Origin of the sequence: Haloterrigena salina JCM 13891, assembly GCF_000337495.1 — an archaeon.
Lineage (GTDB): Archaea > Halobacteriota > Halobacteria > Halobacteriales > Natrialbaceae > Haloterrigena > Haloterrigena salina.
In genome coordinates this window covers 12,169-28,591 of sequence record NZ_AOIS01000026.1, presented here as the reverse complement: position 1 = coordinate 28,591, position 16,423 = coordinate 12,169, and the positions used below count along the sequence as shown (strand labels likewise).

Here is a 16,423-nt window from a genome sequence, read left to right as displayed (position 1 = left end):
ATCTCTTCAACTCCGGCCAGACGATGACCGCCGCCATGGTGCAGGCGGTCACGACGGACCTGTCCGGCGGAACCCCCGGTTACTACTCCATGTTCGCGATCGGGCTGACGCTGTTCGTGATCACGTTTACGATGAACCTACTCAGCAACCGTATTGCCGCCCGCTACCGGGAGGAGTACCAATGAACCGAACGATCACCGCGAACGGCACGACCGCGACGGAGGTGAACTGCTGATGGCGACGACCGACGAGTCGACGGGCGCCTGGTTCGGTGCGGACGGGCAGGTGAGTCAGCTCCGCGGACAGCTGTTCAAAGCCAGTTGCCTCGGCGCCACGTTGCTCTCGCTCTTCCTCGTGTTCGTTTTCCTCGTCTACGTCGCGGTCGACGCGATCGAGCCGGCGTCGGCCGATCCGGGCTGGTGGGCAGCGGTCGCCGCGACCGTCGTAATCCCGGCGATCGCCCTCTCGATCTACTACTATCGCTTCGATCCGCGAGCGGGCGAAGTCGCGTACACGTCGCTCGGACTGCCGATCACCGCGGCGCTGCTCACCGGCGGCGTCGGTATCGTTTTCAGACACATTGTCAGCCCACACGAGTGGTTCGCCCTCACGGTCGCGGCGCTCGTGGCGTACGGCGTGCTCGAACTCCACGATCGAGTTCGAGAGTCCGGCGCGTTCGAGCGGGCCGCGGTCACCGTGCTCGCCGTCGTGTTCACGCTCGTTGGACTCCCCGGACTCGTGCCGAGCCTCCGGTCGCTGCTCCTGTCGCTTCCGGTCCTTCCGGCGGCGCCGTTATCGCTGCTGGGAACGTTCGTGGCACCGATCGCGCTGGCGGCCGGCTGGTACGTCCGTCGCGCCCGCGAGAGCGAGCTTGCGGGCCTGATCGCCGGCGGCGCGACGGTCGTCGCGGCCGCGTTGGGCGTCGTCGCCGGACCGATCGCCGGCGTCTCGTGGACGACGTGGCTCCTGCTGACCACGGTCATCGGCGTCCCCGTCGGACTGTACGTCGAAGGCGTGTTCAGACGCGGTGAGGGCGTCTCCGGACTCGCGCTACCGGTCGTGGTCGCGACGGGCGCGGTCGCCTGCGCCGTCGTCGTCGACGTGGTCGGATTCACCGGGCCCGACGTCTGGCTCGATTGGGAGTTCCTGACCTCCGTTCACAACACGACCCCGCGGGAAGCGGGGATCTATCCCGCGCTCGTGGGATCGGTGATGATGATCATCGTCGTCGCCGTCGCGGCGTTCCCCGTGGGCGTCGGCGCCGCGATCTACCTCGAGGAGTACGCGCCGAACAAGGGACTGCTCGGATCGGTCGTCGAACTCATCGAGATCAACATCGCGAATCTCGCCGGCGTACCGTCGGTGGTCTACGGATTGCTCGGCCTGGTCCTGTTCGTCAACTCGGGCGGGTTCCGGCCCGGAATCGTCATCGTCGGCGGGCTGACGGTCGCGCTGCTCATTCTGCCGATCGTCATCGTCTCCGCCCAAGAGGCAATCCGAGCGGTACCCGACTCCCAGCGACAGGCGGCCTACGGGATGGGTGCGACGAAGTGGCAGACGACCCGCAGCGTCGTCCTACCGCGGGCGATGCCCGGTATTCTCACCGGGACGATCCTCGCGTTCGGCCGCGCGATCGGCGAGACGGCGCCGCTGCTGATGGTCGGCGTCGCGGCGGTCGTTCGAATCTCGCCGAATTCGTTCTACGGGCTGTTCAGCGCGATGCCGCGACAGCTCTACTCGTGGGCGCAGTTAGCCAAGCCGGACTTCTATCACGGCGTCCTGGCGGCCGGCGTCCTCGTCCTGCTCATCGTCCTGCTGATGATGAACGGCACCGCGATCCTGCTTCGCAACAAGTACCAGAGAAACGACTGAGCGACTCGAAAGGGAAGTTGAAACGCCGGAACGACGAATCGAGTCGGGGAATTCACGCCGCGACGAACGGTTCGTCCGCGAGCAGTTCGCGAATGCTCTCTTCGACCGGTTTACCGGCGAGTTAAGCGCCCGACTATCTTCTGTTCACCGTGCGAACACAGTAGTGCTATAGTCGCCCCGGAACCGTCCTATACCGCTCCTAGAAACCGTCTTCTATCGTCCCGGTGTCGTCTCACGTGATGCCCGAACGGATCGACACCTGTCCCATCTGTGCGTTCACTCCGGACGCGGAGACGGACGTCTACACTCACGTACTGACCAGCCACCGGAAGCAGGCCATCGCCGAAGCGTTACTCGAGCGCCGGCCGGCCCGACCGGAACCGGTCCGCTGAGAGCGCGGCTGGCGAACCGTCCGGCGCATCGGTTGCGCGCATCCCCACCCCTACCCCCACCAACCCTGTCATTTTCGTCCGGCTAGATCGGCCTCGAGCCGGTCGTCGCGACTGTCTCAGCCGTTTCCGATATTGAAGGCACAGAGCTGCGAGCGAGAGAGCGATCGCAGCGAAGCGATTCGGATCGACGGCGCTGGCGTTCGGTCTATCGAAGCCGGTCGTACGGATCACCTCGAGCGGATACCGAGACCTCAATACCCCAATTAGCAGCAGCTATGTGCGTTTCCGAGGGTTCGCTATGTACGGACCATCCGCGAGGCCAACAAGTCATGAGCGAATCCGCAAACGGCTACGACGATCGCACGATCAAACAGCGACTGGCCAGCGCCCGGGCCGCGGCCGAGGGCGAGTCGGAGCGCCGGAAACAGCTCGAGTGTCTCGTCGTTCGCTACCGAAACCGACCCGATCGGTGCACGATCACGCCCCGGGAGTGTTCCGAGACGGAGCGGCTCACCCACTGGCTGTCGGCCGATCTATCGGCGGTCGTCGATCTCGAGGACGCTCGCTGACGGCGCCGAGACCCGCCGGTAGCGACGCCGCGCGAGTACTTCGAAACCGGGCCGCTGCCCGGGACTCGTGCGGGCCGTTCGGCGCTCCTCGGGGCCGTCAGTCACGACGCGTATCTGAACGTTCGGATATCGGTGTACGAATGGCCGACACGACGCGCCGTCGGCCGGCTCTCGGCGCGGATAGCTCGCAACCTTTATCAAGCGCACGGGGGAAGCTACAGCCAAGATTACTCATCGTCTTATGGAAGGAAATGGACAACCGGAGGTGAACATCGGGCTCGTCGGTCACGTCGACCACGGCAAGACGACACTGGTGCAAGCACTCAGTGGGTCGTGGACGGACCAGCACAGCGAGGAGATGAAACGCGGTATCTCTATCCGGCTGGGGTACGCGGACGCGACGTTCCGCTACTGTGACGGACTCGAGGAACCCGAATGTTACACCGTCGAGGAGGAGTGTGCGGACGGCTCGCCGAGCGAGCCGCTCCGGACCGTGTCGTTCGTCGACGCCCCGGGTCACGAGACCCTCATGGCGACGATGCTGTCGGGCGCCTCGCTGATGGACGGCGCCGTGTTGGTGGTCAGCGCCAACGAACCCGTCCCGCAGCCCCAGACCGAAGAGCACCTGATGGCGCTCGACATCATCGGCATCGACAACATCGTCATCGCCCAGAACAAGGTCGACCTCGTCAGCAGCGACCAGGCCCGCCAGAACTACGAGGAGATCCAGGAGTTCGTCGAGGGCACCGTCGCCGAAGGCGCCCCCGTCGTTCCGGTGTCGGCCGGCCAGGAGGTCAACCTCGACCTGCTGATCCAGGCCATCGAGGAGGAGATCCCCACACCGGACCGGGATCCCGACGCCGATCCGCGGATGCACGTCGCCCGGAGTTTCGACATCAACAAGCCGGGGACGAGCGCGAAGGATCTCGCCGGCGGCGTCCTCGGGGGCAGCCTCGTACAGGGCCAACTCGAGGTCGGCGACGAGATCGAGATCCGCCCCGGCCGCGAGGTCGAGGAAGGCGGCCAGACCGAGTACGTGCCGATCGAGACGACGGTTCGATCGCTGCAGGCCGGCGGAGAAACCGTCGACACCGTCACGCCGGGCGGTCTGCTCGGCGTCGGGACCGGTCTCGATCCCTCGCTGACGAAAGGCGACGCACTGGCCGGTCGACTCGCCGGACCGACGGGATCGCTCCCGCCGACCTGGCAGTCCTTTACGATGGAGGTCGACCTGCTCGAGCGCGTCGTCGGCGCCGAGAGCGGCGAGACGGTCGACGAGATCAGCACGGGCGAACCCCTGATGATGACCGTCGGCACGGCGACGACCGTCGGTGCCGTCACCAGCGCCCGCGAGGGCGAGTGCGAGGTCAACCTCAAACGACCCGTCGCCGCAGAACCGGGCGCAAAGATCGCGATCAACCGCCGCATCGGCGCGCGCTGGCGGCTGATCGGGCTCGGAACGCTCACAGAATAACACGACCGACGACGAGACATCCGACAACGAATGGCTACGCCGACGCAGGTCGCCCTCGACACGAGCGCGCTCATGATGCCCGTCGAACTCGACGTTCGGCTGTTCGACGAACTCGAGCGGTTGCTCGACGACTACGAGGCGACGGCTCCACAAGCCGTCCTCGAAGAACTCCGTCGTCTCTCGGAGAAAGGCGGCGAGGAGGGAACGGCCGCGAACGTCGGCCACGATCTGGCGACCGAGCGCTGTCTCGTCGTCGACACGGAGGCGTCGTACGCCGACGACGCGCTGGTCGAACTCGCCCGCGAGGACGTCGTCGACTACGTCGTTACGAACGATCGCCCGCTGCGCGACCGGGTGCTCGAGGCGAGTGTACCGGTAATTGCATTACGCGGGAGAAACAAGTTAGCGATCACTCAACCATAGAATGTACAAACGGGTCAGACTGAAAGACACGGTAGAAGTACCGCCGGAGGAGCTCGGCGACGTCTCGCCGGACCTCGTGAAGCGACTGCTACAGGACAAACTCGAGGGGCGCATGGACGAGGAGGTCGGTAGCGTCGTCTCGGTTACCGAGGTTCACGACATCGGCGAGGGAACGGTCCTCCCGAACCGACCGGGCGTCTACTACGAGGCCGAGTTCGACGCGGTCACCTTCGATCCGCAGATGCAGGAAGTCGTCGACGGCACCGTCGTCGAGGTCGTCGAATTCGGCGCCTTCGTCGGCATCGGCCCGGTCGACGGCCTGCTGCACGTTTCACAGATCAGCGACGAGTACCTCGCCTTCGACGGCGAGAACCAGCGGCTCTCCTCGAACGAGTCCGACCGCGCGCTCGGCGTCGAGGACGCCGTCCGCGCCCGGATCGTCACCAAGAGCATCGACGAGCGCAACCCGCGAGACTCGAAGATCGGCCTCACGGCCAAACAGCCCGGTCTGGGCAAACACGGCTGGCTCGAGGAGGAACACGAGAAACGCGAAGCCACGACGGCCGAGGGTGAGTAACCATGGCATCGGATCGTCTCGTCTGTCGCGAGTGTCACCGGGTCAACGAACCCGACAACGACACCTGCGAGAGCTGTAACTCCTCGTCGCTGACCGAGGACTGGGCGGGCTACGTCGTCATCGCCCACCCCGAGGAGAGCCAGATCGCCACCGAGATGCAGGTCACCGAACCCGGCGCGTACGCGCTGAAGGTCCGCTGACGGCGCCGTGACCCGCGACGATTCTCCCGCCGAGACGGACGCGGACACGAACGCGCCTACGGACGACGAAGACGCGGCATCGACTCCCGACATCGACGATCAGCTACTGGTCCTGCCCGACGAACTCCGCCACGAACTCAAGGAGCCGATGGGACCGATCGAGACCGACGCCGACCGGCTCCTCGAGGACGTCGACGGGCCGCTGATCGCCGTCGGCGACGTCGTCACCTACCACTTCCTGCGAGCGGGTCGCCCGCCGGACGTCGCGCTCGTCGACGAGCGGACCAAGCGGTCGGCCGTCGACGAGGAGATCCGCGAGACCGTCACCGAGGGGACGACCGTCGAGGTCGTCAACCCGCCCGCCGAGATCTCGCAGGCGGTCGTCGAGGCCCTCCTCGAGGGGCTGGCCCGCGACGAACCGACGACCATCCTCGTCGAGGGCGAAGAGGATTTGGTCGCCCTGCCGGCGATCGTCGCCGCTCCCGAGGGCGCGAGCGTCGTCTACGGCCAGCCCGACGAGGGGATGGTTCACGTGAAAGTCACCGAGAAACACCAGCAGGACATGCGGGCGCTGCTCGACCGGTTCGAGGGCGACATCGATCGCTTCTGGGAGATTCTCGAGGACGGAACGTAGCGCTCGAGCGAATTCGCGATCGGTTCGGTCGGTCCCGATTCGAGCCGACGCCGCGAGTGCGCACGGCGTTTCACAAGAATATTGTCAGCAGAAATTGTTTTCTGTGATATGGATAGACCCGTCCTCGCGGGGATCGCCATCGGCGCGGCCGCCGGCGGGGCGTTACGCGTCGCGTTCGGCTCGAACTGGTTCCTAATCGCCGCCGTGGTTGCGATCTACACCGGTTGGGGGTACTTCGAAGTGCGCTACCGTCGACTGCGCTGGAGCGAGTTCCCCGCCTTCGATCGGTCGGCGGACCGACTCGGCCACGCGATCGGGGTATTCGGCGTCAGTATCGGCTCCGTGGCGTTCGGCCAGCAGTACGCGGCGGGCGGGGCTGGCATCGAGTTCCTCGTCGGCTACCTCGGCGTTATCGGCTTCCTCCTCACCTCGAGCAGGGCGAGCGCGGATGCCGACTCCGACTGAACAGGGTCAACGCACCTCCCTGTTCGCTCGACCGACACGCCGTCACTCGACGACCGCGTGCTCGAGCGTGCCGATACCCTCGATCTCGAGTTCGACCGTATTCCCGTCCTCGAGGAACGTCCCCAGTTCGAGCCCGCAGCCCTCGCCGACGGTGCCGCTGCCGATGACGTCGCCCGGATACAGTGTCTCGGACTGCGAGACGTGTTCGATGATGTCGGCGAAGGAGTGGTACATCTCGTCGACCGTCCCCTCGGACCAGACCTCGCCGTCGACGCGGGCGGTCATCGGCGCCTCGAGAACGTCGATATCGTCCGCGGGCACGACGTAGGGGCCGAGACCGTTCGCGAAGTCCTTCCCCTTCGCCGGACCCAGTCGCCCCTCCATTTCCTCGCCCTGGATGTCGCGGGCGCTGAAGTCGTTGAAGACGGTGTAGCCGGCGATGTGCTCCGCCGCGTTTTCGGCGTCGATGTCCCGGCCGCGCGTTCCGATCACGGCCGCGATCTCGAGTTCGTAGTCCATGATCGACGAGTAGTCGGGCCACCGGATCGTCTCGCCGGGCGCGACGACGCTGTCGGCGTTGCCCTTGTAGTAGACCGGCAGCTCGTACCAGACCTCGGGGATCTCGCCGTCCATGCTGTTCTGCACGTGCTCCTCGATGGCCATGAAATCGCACAGCGAGTTGGGACGAGGAAGCGGCGCGAGCAGATCGTACTCGTCGGGTTCGTACCGGAGTTTCGCGCCGCCGGGGCCGCGCTCGGCGTCGGTCTCGGCCGCGTACTCGAGGGCCTCGCGGGCGGCTTCGATCGCCCGCCCGCCGCGCTCGAGGAAGGCGATCATCTCCGGCGGGACGTGGGCGCGCGCGAGGTCGGCGGGTGCGGGTTCGCCCTCGGCCTCGAGGGCGGCGCCGTAGGCGGCGGTGAGGTCGATCAGCGTCGCCGCTCCCGCAGGGGCGTCCTCGTCTTCGGTCGCTTCGGCGACGGCCCCGATGCGCTCGACGGGACCGACGGGGGTCTCGACCTCGAAGGTAGCGAGTTTCACGCCGTCTCACCTCCGGAGCCGGCGTCATCGCTTCCGGCGTCCGCACCGTCTCCGACGAAGGCGACGGGCCGCACCCAGCCCGCGCTGCCGTTCTCGATCTTGATCGGGAACGCGACGATTGGGATCCGTCTCGCGCGGGAGCGCGTCGAGGTTCGCCATCTTCTCGATCTGGCAGTACTCGACCTCGCGACCGGCGACGTGGGCCGGCCACAGCTCTTCCTCGTCGCCGGACTCGACGTACCGCCGGCCCATCTCGGCGAACGGCTTGTCGAAGCCGTAGGCGTCGGTTCCGATCACCTTCACCCCCTGCTCGACGAGGAATTTCGTTCCCTCAGCGCTCATCCCGGGGAACTGCGTGAGATACTCGGGCGTGCCCCACAGCTCGTCGGCGCCGGTCTGGATCAGGACGATCTCCCCCGGGGAGAGGTCGTGGTCCAACTCCTCGAGAGCGTCCTCGAGGTCGGCGACGCCGATCTCCTCGCCCGCGTCCGTCTCGCGGAAGTCGAGGACGACCGCGTTCCCTCGACACCACTCCAGCGGGATCTCCTCGATCGTCTTCGCCGGTTCGCCGTCGACTTCCGGGCCGTAGTGCCACGGCGCGTCGAGGTGGGTGCCGGCGTGGGGAATGACCTCGAGGTCCTCCCACGCGAGCCCCGTCCCGCCCGGAAAATCCGCGGCGTCGACGTCGTGGCCCAGCTCCCGGAGGTTCTCGGCGAGCCGTTGGGCGCCGGCCTCGTGGTCGAAAGCGTCGATCGACGGCGGCATCGGTTCGCTCGGCGGGCCGTCCTCGAGACCGATGCTCAGGTCGATCAGCGCGGTCTCGTCGGATGTCAACAATTCGCTCATAGTAGCCACGATTCCGAGCTCCTATTTGAAAGTGACCCGGTGGCAAACGGTCACCGCCGTCGATCGCTGATCGTCGGGAGAATCTCGAGAAACTATTTACTGCCCGGCGTGAACGTGCCGGACATGTACGATTTCGTCGTCGTCGGCGTCGGTCCGCCGGGCGCGCGGTTCGCCCGCCGGGCCGCCGAAGAGGGGTACGACGTGCTCGCCCTCGAGAAGGGATCGATCGGGGAACCGCTGGCCTGTTCCGGCCACGTGAGCACGGACGTCTGGAAGTTCACGGGCGAGGGCGCCCGCGAGGAACTGTTCCAAAACGAGATCTACGGCGCGCGGTTCCACGTCGGCGGGCCGCGAAGCGACGCCTATCCCTTCTACAAGCGCGAGGTCGCCTCGAACGTCATCGACCGGGTCGGACTGGACCGCCACCTCGCCGACCTCGCTCGCGAGGCGGGCGCGGACGTTCGCGAGGAACACACCGTGACCGACGTCACGGAGCACCGCGACCGCGTCGAAGTCGTCGCCAACGGTCCCGACGGCACTCTCGAGTTCGAGGCGAAGATGGTCGCCGGCTGCGACGGCCCGCGCTCTCGCGTTCGAGACGAACTCGGGCTGCCCGAACCCGAGGAACTGCTCCACGGCGTCCTCGCGTTCTCCGACGAGGAGGACCATCAGAACTTCGTCGACGTCCACCTCACCGCGCCGACGTTCTTCGCGTGGCGCATCCCGCGGGGGTCGGCCGGCGTCGAGTACGGACTGGCCGCGCCGCCGGGCGTCCAGGTGACCAAGCACTTCGAGGAGTTGATCGACGGCTACGAGATCGACGTCTCCCACCGCTGTTCGGGCGCGATTCCGATCGGACCGCCCGATCGCGTCACGTCCCGCCGGGCGTTCCTGATCGGCGACGCGGCCGCCCAGACCAAGCCGTTCACCGGCGGCGGCATCCTCTACAGCATGACCAGCGCCGACCACGCCGTTCGCGAGATCGATCCCGACCGGCCGACGACGCTGGCCGCCTACGAGCGCACGTGGCGCGAGGACTTAGCGCGCGAGCAGAAACTCGGCCACTGGCTCCGCCGGGCCTACTCGCTTCCGGAACCCGTCCAGCACGTCGGCCTGGGTGCGCTCTCGGGTGAGATCGGCGTCCACATGGACCGCCCGACGTCGCTCGTCTCGCCGTCGCACCTGCGGGCACTGCTCTCGCGACTTCGGTGAGTTGTCGGTCCTTTCCCGTAGTTTTGCGGTTTTCTCGAGTCGCTCGAGACGACTCAATCAGTGCGCGCCACCGCACACCGATTGAATCGTCAGAAGGGAAGCGAACAGGAGCCGACAGACCGAAGGCTCCCCTCCGGCAACGCCCGGTAGATGACGGGCCGGGAAACTGCTGCGCTCGAGTACGTCGCGAGCGCACTCGAGCGCTGCGGGATCATCGACGCCGAGCGGTTCCGCCCGACCGTCGACCTCGCGTGGCCGCGGATTGTCACCGGCTTCGCGATCATGTCCAAGCAGACGGCCGACCTCGCGATGGTCGGCGTCGCCGTCGGCACGGCCGGCACCGCGGGGCTGGCGTACGCGCTGGCCTTCTGGGAGATCGTCACGATGCTCGGCCTCGGGCTCGCGGGCGGCACCGTCAGCCTGGTTTCCCAGAACTACGGCGGCGAGGAGACCGGCCGCGCCTCGCTGGTGGTCACCCAGAGCGTCCTGTTGGCCGTCGGAATCGCGCTCCCGCTTGCAGCCGCGTTTCTGCTCTTTGCCGACCCACTGATCGGGCTGTTCGACGCCGAGCCGGAGTCGATCGCCCACGGCGCGACCTACCTGACCTTCGTCGCGCCGGCGGTCCTGTTCGAACTGCTCAACCTCATCGCCAGCCGCACCTACACCGGCGTCGGCGACACGTTCACGGAGATGGTCGCCCGCGCCGGCGGCGCCGTCCTCAACATCGTTCTCAGCGGCCTGCTCATCTTCGGGTTCGGGATGGACGTCGCCGGCGCGGCGATCGGCACGACGCTCTCGACGGGGTTCGTGACGGTCGTCCTCGCGTGGGGGATGGTCGGCCGGTCCTACGGCGTCCTCGGGATGGAGTCCAGCCCGGTTCCGCTCGCGCGATCGGGGCCGTGGCTCGAGCCGACGCTCTTGCGACAGCTCGTCGAGATCTCCGCGCCGGAGATCGGCCGTCGGCTCGCTCAGGGGATCGTCGTCTTTCCGCTGCTGTGGGTGGCCGGCTCCTTCGGGCCGGTGGTCGTCACCGCCCTCGAGGTCGGCCGGCGGGTACGCGCGCTGATCAATAGCGTCAACTGGGGGCTCTCGCTGGCGGCGAGTTCGCTGGTCGGACAGCGACTCGGCGCGAACGACGAGGACGCGGCCGGCGCCTACGGCACGGGGATCATCCGGCTCTCGGCGGTCTGTTACACCGGGCTCGCCGCGCTGGTCGTCGTCTTCGCGGAGCCGATCGCGAGCCTGTTCGTGGGACCGGACGGACGCGCGCTCGCGGCCGCGTTCGTCGCCGTCGGCGCCGTCAGTTCGATCGGCTTCGGCATCGACGGCGCCGCCTCCGGCGCACTGCTGGGCGCCGGCGACACGCGGTGGCCGTTCGTCGCCTCGCTGGTCGGCCGCTACGCCTTCGCCCTGCCGGCGGCCGCGCTGGGGCTGGTGACCGCGCTCGATATCACGGGGCTCTACCTCGCCTTGCTGCTCGAAACCGCCGTCCCCGGCGGGATCAACTACTGGCTGTTTCGCAGCGGTCGCTGGAAGGTCGTGAGTCGGCGCTACCGGCCGGCGTCCGAAGCGAGCTGACGCCGGTACCGATGCAGTCGCGGACGATCGCGGAAAACGGGGCCGTCAGTCGGCCGCGGTTCGCGGCGCGACGGTCCCGGTCGTTCCGAACAGGTTCGCCGGATCGTACTCGGTCTTGAGGTCGACCAGCCGCTCGTAGTTGTCCCCGAAGCGCCGTTCGACGGGGTCCTCGTTCAGCCCTGGGAAGTTGCCGTATCGGCCGGAGGCGACCGGCAGTCGCTCGACCTCGCCGAAGGCGGCCCGCGCCCAGTCGACGTTCGCGTCGTCTTCGGCCGGGTCTTCCCAGTTCGCTTCGATGGTGAGCATGTACGGCTTGTCGCGGTGCCGAAACGCGGTCGCGTCCGGCGGTACCTCGCCGACCGCGCCGTCGAGGTGCCAGAGGTCGATCGTCGAGAGCGCCGACGGCGTCGACTCGTTGTACCGGAGCATGATCTCGACGACCCCGTCAGTGACGTCGGTGAGGTAGATCGACTTCCAGTAGTACCGGAGGCCGTCGGGGTAGTCCTCGTCGAGCAGCGACTGCAGATCGGCGTACGCCATCGGGCCGCTGAAATCGACGGTAGGCGTCGCGCTCTCCCGCAGCGACTGGAAGACCGCGTCGGCGTCCTCGAGGTCGCCGCGGTAGGAGCCGAGCATGGCGATCGCGGGCTCGCCCCACGTCTCTTCGGGGAACTCCTCGAGTTCCGGGACGTGCGCGGCGAAGGCGAGCACGCCTGCCTCGCGGGGCGCGTCAGCGGTCCACTCGAGGTAGCGATCCATCACCGTCGCCGCGTCGCCGGCGTCGAACCAGACGAAGAACGCATACACCTCGGGGCCGACCTCGTGGCAGTCGAACTCGAAGGATGTGACGACGCCGAGGGCACCACCGCCGCCGCGGAGCCCCCAGAACAGGTCCGCGTTCCGGTCGGCGCTGGCGGTGCGAACTCGCCCGTCCGCGGTGACGATGTCGACGCTACGGAGGTTGTCAAGCGCCAACCCGTACTGCCGGCTCAGGTGGCCGTAGCCGCCGTTGAGCGTCAGTCCGGCGACCCCGGTCTGTGAGACGGCGCCCAGCGCCGTCGCGAGACCGAACAGTTGTGTCTCGCGATCGACGTCGCCGAGCGTCGCGCCGCCTTCGACGCGGACCGTCCGTTCCTCGGGATCGACGCGGACGCCGTTCATCGGCGTCAGGTCGACGACGATGCCGCCGTCGCAGACGGCCGTTCCGGCGACGTTGTGGCCGCCGCCCCGCACCGCGAGCGGGAGTCCCTGCTCGCGGGCGAAGTTCACCGCCGAAACGACGTCGGCGACGCCGGTACAGCGGGCGACGATCGCCGGGTACCGGTCGATCATCCCGTTCCAGACCCGTCGCTCCCGGCCGTACTCCGGGTGCGCCGGAAGAATCACGTCGCCGGCGAATCCGGCTTCGAACGATCGAACCGCGCTGCCCGGGACGTCCGAGAGCGCTTCCTCACCGGGTGTCTTGTGTACTGTTTCCATAGGACATGCTACGTCGTTAGCGGCGATAAACTAGTTTGGTCGATTACACGACGATCACCCGTCCGGATATGACGGGTGAGCGATGAACTGGAACTCGACAACGGCGCTCGAGGCGCGATCGGTCGATGCTGCACTCGAGAGCGTCCCGATAGCGGCTATATCCAATTATTAATTATGGAACATATATCGTCGTCGACGACCTCTATCTAGCGAGGGACGATGGCAGTAATGACCACACCCGTAGACGACGGTGCAATAGACGGATTCGGCGAAGGGCTTCACGGCGACCTACTCCGACCCGAGGATCCGAACTACGACGAGGCCCGGTCCATCTGGAACGGGATGATCGACCGGTCGCCGGCTGCAATCGTGCGCGCCGAGGGTGTCTCGGACGTAATCGCGACAGTGGATTTCGCCCGCGAAAACGACCTGCTCCTCGCGATTCGCGGCGGCGGCCACAACGTCGCCGGCAACGCGGTCTGCGACGACGGTTTGCTGCTCGATCTCTCGGCGATGCGTTCGGTTCGCATCGACCCCGAACGCAAGACGGCTCGCGTCGAGCCCGGTGCGACGCTCGCCGATTTCGACCACGAGGCCCAGGCGTTCGGCCTCGCGACCCCGCTGGGAATCAACTCGACGACCGGGGTCGCCGGGCTGACGCTGGGCGGCGGGTTCGGCTGGCTCACCCGGAAGTACGGCATGACCGTGGACAACCTGCGATCGGTCGACGTCGTCACGGCAGACGGCGAACTCCGTCGGGCGAGCGAGGACGAGAATCCGGATCTCTTCTGGGGGATTCGCGGCGGCGGCGGCAACTTCGGCGTCGTCACGTCCTTCGAGTTCGATCTCCACGAAGTCGGTCCGGCGGTGCTCGCCGGGATGGTCGTCTACCGCGGCGCGGACGCGCCGGACGTCCTCCGACACGTGCGCGACTTCAACGCGGACGCGCCGGACGAGTCGACCGTCTGGGTCGTCCTCCGCAAGGCGCCGCCGCTTCCGTTCCTTCCGGAGGACATCCACGGCAAGGACGTGATCGTGGTGGTGCCGTTCTACGCCGGCGATATCGCCGAGGGCGAAACGGTGCTGGCGCCGATCCGGGAGTACGGCGACCCGGTCGCAGACGTCGTCGGCCCGCACCGGTACGCCGAGTTCCAACAGGCGTTCGATCCGCTGCTCACCGACGGGGCCCGAAACTACTGGAAGTCACACAACTTCAGTGCGATTTCGGACGAGGCGATCGATACCGTCGTCGGATACGCGCGCGACCTGCCAACGGCCCAGTCCGAAATCTTCTTCGGACAGATCGGCGGCGCGATGGGACGCGTACCGGCGGACGCGACGGCCTTCCCGCACCGCGACGCGGAGTACGGAATGAACGTCCACACCCGCTGGGAGGATCCCGCGATGGACGACGCGTGCATCGCCTGGTCCCGTGAGTTCTTCGACGCCATGGCGCCATACGCGACCGGCGGCGTCTACGTGAACTTCATCAGCGAGCGCGAGGGCGAGGAGACCCTCGGCTACGGGGAGAACTACGACCGACTGGTCGACGTGAAGACGAGGTACGACCCGGAGAATCTGTTCCGGATGAACCAGAACGTCGAACCGGCCGCGTAACAGGCGCGAGACAGCGAGAAGCGACTCCGGCTCGTCACTGAGTCGATGAGAATGGATGGTCCACCGCGTCGGCGAGCACGGAAGTCTCGTCGACGCGGCGAGCGGCGCCGGTTACTCGAGGACGGGCAATCCGTTTGCCTCGAAGCGGGTGAACAGTCGCGCGAGCGTGAGTCCGACGGCGACGATCCCGACGGTCGCGACCGCAATCGTGACGACGTCTTCGGGGGCGCCGATCGAGGCGGTCAGCAGCGATGCCGCGAACGCGAGGGCGAGGACGGTCGTCAGCGCCGAGAGCGTCTCACAACTCATCGTCGTCCACGTCGATCGCGGGACGTATCGATCTCGAGCAGCGTTACGTTCCATGTATAGACCTTAGAATTCTATCACTATAAATCCTTGCCACCAGACACCCATCGGTCGCTGGCGAGTCGATGACCACCGAAAGCTATCGTCTCCCGACGACATCGTGCGGTATGGACGAGTCACCGGAGCCGACGGACAGCCGAACCGCCGACGGCTCCAATGACGGCTCCGACGGCGGCGAACTCGGTGTGGGAATCGCGATCGGCGTGGCGGTCGGGACCGCCGTCGGCGTCGTGACCGACGATATCGGGCTCTGGCTCCCGATCGGCGTCGCCCTCGGCGTCGCGCTGGGAGCGGGGTTGAACGCACACGAATGAGTTACGTCCCGTCGGCGGTCCGAATCGTCACCCGCTGAGCGTCGGCCTCGTCGTTCTCGCCGCGCTCCTCGGCGACGACGTACTGCACCTCGACGATCAGGGAGTCGTCGCTGTGGGGTTCGATCTCCTCGTAGAGCCGGTCCGCCAGCCCCGACTCCGGTTGCGGATTTCGAGTGGTGACAGTGACGACGACCCGCTCGACCGACTGAATCGGGTAGTCGCCGTCGAGTTCGACCGCGACGTCGTCCGACTCGAGGTGGTCGTACTGCGGTTCGGCGAGCACCGCCTCGACCTCGTCCTCAGCCGCCGACTCGAGTTCGGTCGTGTGGAACTCCAGCAGGGTGACACCGGCCAGCGGCGCCGCGAGCACCAGCAGGCCGACGCCGAAGATCGCCGCGTAGGTGTAGGTCGGCGTCCGGGTGGACGAGACCTCGAACAGGCCCTGCGGGCGGTAGCCGGCGACCCACAGGGTGCCCAGCGCGGCGAGGTTGATCGACAGGAGGTTGACGATCACGAGGATGGCGGCACCGAGCGCCGCGCCGTACATCCCCCAGGCGACCGTGATCCCGACCGCGGCCGACGGCGGAATGAGCGCCGCGGCGATCATGACACCGACGATGGCCTCTGAGAACCCCCGCGTGAGACTCAGGATGCCGGCGATCCCGGCGCCCAGCGCGACCGCGAGCGAGAACAGGTTGGGCGCGACCCGCTCCTCGAGTTCGGTGGCGACGACGATGTCGACCCCCGCGGGCTCGAGGCCGGCCAGACGGGCGAGCGCGGCGAGAGCGATCGAGGCGACGACGACCGTCGCCACGCCGATGGCCTGGTACCTGAAACCGGTCGACTTGAGGCGGCCGTCGCCGGTGACGATGCCGACGTTGGCGGCGAGGGCCGGCCCGAGCAGGGGCGCGATGACCATGGCGCCGATCACGACCGCCGGCGAGTCGGCCAGCAGCCCGGCGGTGGCGACGACGGCGCTGATCAGCAGCATGACGGCGTAGATCGAAAACGGGGGCGTCAGTTCGTCGGCCTTCGTGCGCAACACCTGCCTCGAGGTGCGCGCGCCCAGCTGGCCGCCCCGGCTGTACCGGTCCCGGAGCGTCGAGAACTGCTCGGAGAGGACCGTCTCCGCGTTGATCACGACGACGCTGGCGTCGTCGCCGATCCCCGCCCGCTTGAGCCGGTCGAGCAGCGGTTCGACGGCCCGCGTCGGAACCGGAAACCGGACGACGGCGGCGTACCCCCGACCGCTGGTCTCGTCGCTGACGACGTAGTCGATCCCCTCGTCCTCGAGGATCTCGAGGACGGTCCCTCGTTTCCCCTCGGGCACTGTCACCTCCAGGTAGCGCATACCGAGGTCACAGCGA

At 67.3% G+C, this 16,423-nt stretch carries 17 protein-coding genes and 2 pseudogenes; 14 read left to right on the top strand and 5 right to left on the bottom strand.

Annotated features, from left to right (window positions below):
• The 10 genes and pseudogenes from C477_RS06475 to C477_RS06435 all read left to right on the top strand — a co-directional run.
• A pseudogene (locus C477_RS06475) lies at positions 1 to 185 on the top strand (phosphate ABC transporter permease subunit PstC); the annotation flags it as partial.
• Positions 186 to 234: 49 nt separating this feature from the next.
• Entirely contained in the window at positions 235 to 1,872 is a 1,638-nt protein-coding gene (gene pstA, locus C477_RS06470; protein WP_008893654.1) for a phosphate ABC transporter permease PstA, read from the top strand.
• 239 nt (positions 1,873 to 2,111) lie between these two features.
• Positions 2,112 to 2,264: a hypothetical protein gene (locus C477_RS24005; protein WP_008893653.1), complete on the top strand. Its 153-nt coding sequence runs from the start codon at positions 2,112 to 2,114 to the stop codon at positions 2,262 to 2,264.
• A gap of 329 nt (positions 2,265 to 2,593) precedes the next feature.
• Positions 2,594 to 2,833 carry a DUF7511 domain-containing protein gene (locus C477_RS06465; RefSeq protein WP_008893652.1) on the top strand — a complete coding sequence of 80 codons (240 nt, stop codon included), beginning with the start codon at positions 2,594 to 2,596 and terminating at the stop codon, positions 2,831 to 2,833.
• A 241-nt stretch (positions 2,834 to 3,074) separates the two neighbouring features.
• Entirely contained in the window at positions 3,075 to 4,307 is a 1,233-nt protein-coding gene (locus tag C477_RS06460; RefSeq protein ID WP_008893651.1) for a translation initiation factor IF-2 subunit gamma, read from the top strand.
• A gap of 30 nt (positions 4,308 to 4,337) precedes the next feature.
• Entirely contained in the window at positions 4,338 to 4,730 is a 393-nt protein-coding gene (locus C477_RS06455) for a PIN domain-containing protein (protein ID WP_008893650.1), read from the top strand.
• 1 nt (position 4,731) lies between these two features.
• Positions 4,732 to 5,307: a DNA-directed RNA polymerase gene (locus C477_RS06450; protein WP_008893649.1), complete on the top strand. Its 576-nt coding sequence runs from the start codon at positions 4,732 to 4,734 to the stop codon at positions 5,305 to 5,307.
• Positions 5,308 to 5,309: 2 nt separating this feature from the next.
• Positions 5,310 to 5,507 (top strand): transcription elongation factor subunit Spt4, encoded by a 198-nt coding sequence (gene spt4, locus C477_RS06445; protein WP_008893648.1) that lies wholly within the window; start codon positions 5,310 to 5,312, stop codon positions 5,505 to 5,507.
• Positions 5,508 to 5,514: 7 nt separating this feature from the next.
• Entirely contained in the window at positions 5,515 to 6,141 is a 627-nt protein-coding gene (locus C477_RS06440) for a GTP-dependent dephospho-CoA kinase family protein (RefSeq protein WP_008893647.1), read from the top strand.
• 108 nt (positions 6,142 to 6,249) lie between these two features.
• A complete protein-coding gene (locus C477_RS06435) occupies positions 6,250 to 6,606 on the top strand; it encodes a hypothetical protein (RefSeq protein ID WP_008893646.1) in 357 nt (118 codons plus the stop codon).
• Between the two features lie 42 nt (positions 6,607 to 6,648).
• Here the strand turns inward: C477_RS06435 and C477_RS06430 are convergent, their stop codons facing one another.
• Together C477_RS06430 and C477_RS06425 are read right to left on the bottom strand one after the other, a co-directional pair.
• Positions 6,649 to 7,644, bottom strand: coding sequence for a fumarylacetoacetate hydrolase family protein (locus C477_RS06430; protein WP_008893645.1), 996 nt, complete (start codon positions 7,642 to 7,644; stop codon positions 6,649 to 6,651).
• A pseudogene (locus C477_RS06425) lies at positions 7,641 to 8,490 on the bottom strand (cyclase family protein). The gene C477_RS06430 and the pseudogene C477_RS06425 overlap by 4 nt, the downstream one beginning before the upstream one ends.
• Positions 8,491 to 8,613: 123 nt before the next feature.
• Between C477_RS06425 and C477_RS06420 the strand changes: the two are divergent.
• Positions 8,614 to 9,702, top strand: coding sequence for a geranylgeranyl reductase family protein (locus tag C477_RS06420; RefSeq protein ID WP_008893643.1), 1,089 nt, complete (start codon positions 8,614 to 8,616; stop codon positions 9,700 to 9,702).
• A gap of 150 nt (positions 9,703 to 9,852) precedes the next feature.
• Positions 9,853 to 11,280: an MATE family efflux transporter gene (locus C477_RS06415; RefSeq protein WP_008893642.1), complete on the top strand. Its 1,428-nt coding sequence runs from the start codon at positions 9,853 to 9,855 to the stop codon at positions 11,278 to 11,280.
• 45 nt (positions 11,281 to 11,325) lie between these two features.
• Here the strand turns inward: C477_RS06415 and C477_RS06410 are convergent, their stop codons facing one another.
• Positions 11,326 to 12,759 (bottom strand): FAD-binding oxidoreductase, encoded by a 1,434-nt coding sequence (locus tag C477_RS06410; RefSeq protein WP_008893641.1) that lies wholly within the window; start codon positions 12,757 to 12,759, stop codon positions 11,326 to 11,328.
• A 219-nt stretch (positions 12,760 to 12,978) separates the two neighbouring features.
• Between C477_RS06410 and C477_RS06405 the strand changes: the two genes are divergently transcribed.
• Entirely contained in the window at positions 12,979 to 14,376 is a 1,398-nt protein-coding gene (locus tag C477_RS06405; RefSeq protein WP_049914348.1) for an FAD-binding oxidoreductase, read from the top strand.
• A 111-nt stretch (positions 14,377 to 14,487) separates the two neighbouring features.
• On the opposite strand, the gene C477_RS06400 is transcribed toward C477_RS06405, so the two are convergent.
• Positions 14,488 to 14,685, bottom strand: coding sequence for a hypothetical protein (locus tag C477_RS06400; protein WP_239641849.1), 198 nt, complete (start codon positions 14,683 to 14,685; stop codon positions 14,488 to 14,490).
• 164 nt (positions 14,686 to 14,849) lie between these two features.
• Here C477_RS06400 and C477_RS06395 point away from each other — a divergent pair, with 164 nt between their 5' ends.
• Positions 14,850 to 15,056, top strand: coding sequence for a hypothetical protein (locus tag C477_RS06395; RefSeq protein WP_008893638.1), 207 nt, complete (start codon positions 14,850 to 14,852; stop codon positions 15,054 to 15,056).
• 1 nt (position 15,057) lies between these two features.
• On the opposite strand, the gene C477_RS06390 is transcribed toward C477_RS06395, so the two are convergent.
• Positions 15,058 to 16,407 carry a TIGR00341 family protein gene (locus C477_RS06390; RefSeq protein WP_008893637.1) on the bottom strand — a complete coding sequence of 450 codons (1,350 nt, stop codon included), beginning with the start codon at positions 16,405 to 16,407 and terminating at the stop codon, positions 15,058 to 15,060.
• Between the last annotated feature and the right edge of the window lie 16 nt (positions 16,408 to 16,423).

Bases quoted from the DNA above. Each gene is read 5' to 3' on its own strand.
- pstA (WP_008893654.1), top strand. From the start codon at position 235: ATGGCGACGACCGACGAGTCGACGGGCGCCTGGTTCGGTGCGGACGGG.
- C477_RS24005 (WP_008893653.1), top strand. From the start codon at position 2,112: ATGCCCGAACGGATCGACACCTGTCCCATCTGTGCGTTCACTCCGGAC.
- C477_RS06465 (WP_008893652.1), top strand. From the start codon at position 2,594: ATGAGCGAATCCGCAAACGGCTACGACGATCGCACGATCAAACAGCGA.
- C477_RS06460 (WP_008893651.1), top strand. From the start codon at position 3,075: ATGGAAGGAAATGGACAACCGGAGGTGAACATCGGGCTCGTCGGTCAC.
- C477_RS06455 (WP_008893650.1), top strand. From the start codon at position 4,338: ATGGCTACGCCGACGCAGGTCGCCCTCGACACGAGCGCGCTCATGATG.
- C477_RS06450 (WP_008893649.1), top strand. From the start codon at position 4,732: ATGTACAAACGGGTCAGACTGAAAGACACGGTAGAAGTACCGCCGGAG.
- spt4 (WP_008893648.1), top strand. From the start codon at position 5,310: ATGGCATCGGATCGTCTCGTCTGTCGCGAGTGTCACCGGGTCAACGAA.
- C477_RS06435 (WP_008893646.1), top strand. From the start codon at position 6,250: ATGGATAGACCCGTCCTCGCGGGGATCGCCATCGGCGCGGCCGCCGGC.
- C477_RS06420 (WP_008893643.1), top strand. From the start codon at position 8,614: ATGTACGATTTCGTCGTCGTCGGCGTCGGTCCGCCGGGCGCGCGGTTC.
- C477_RS06415 (WP_008893642.1), top strand. From the start codon at position 9,853: ATGACGGGCCGGGAAACTGCTGCGCTCGAGTACGTCGCGAGCGCACTC.
- C477_RS06410 (WP_008893641.1), bottom strand. From the start codon at position 12,759: ATGGAAACAGTACACAAGACACCCGGTGAGGAAGCGCTCTCGGACGTC.
- C477_RS06405 (WP_049914348.1), top strand. From the start codon at position 12,979: ATGGCAGTAATGACCACACCCGTAGACGACGGTGCAATAGACGGATTC.
- C477_RS06400 (WP_239641849.1), bottom strand. From the start codon at position 14,685: ATGAGTTGTGAGACGCTCTCGGCGCTGACGACCGTCCTCGCCCTCGCG.
- C477_RS06395 (WP_008893638.1), top strand. From the start codon at position 14,850: ATGGACGAGTCACCGGAGCCGACGGACAGCCGAACCGCCGACGGCTCC.
- C477_RS06390 (WP_008893637.1), bottom strand. From the start codon at position 16,407: ATGCGCTACCTGGAGGTGACAGTGCCCGAGGGGAAACGAGGGACCGTC.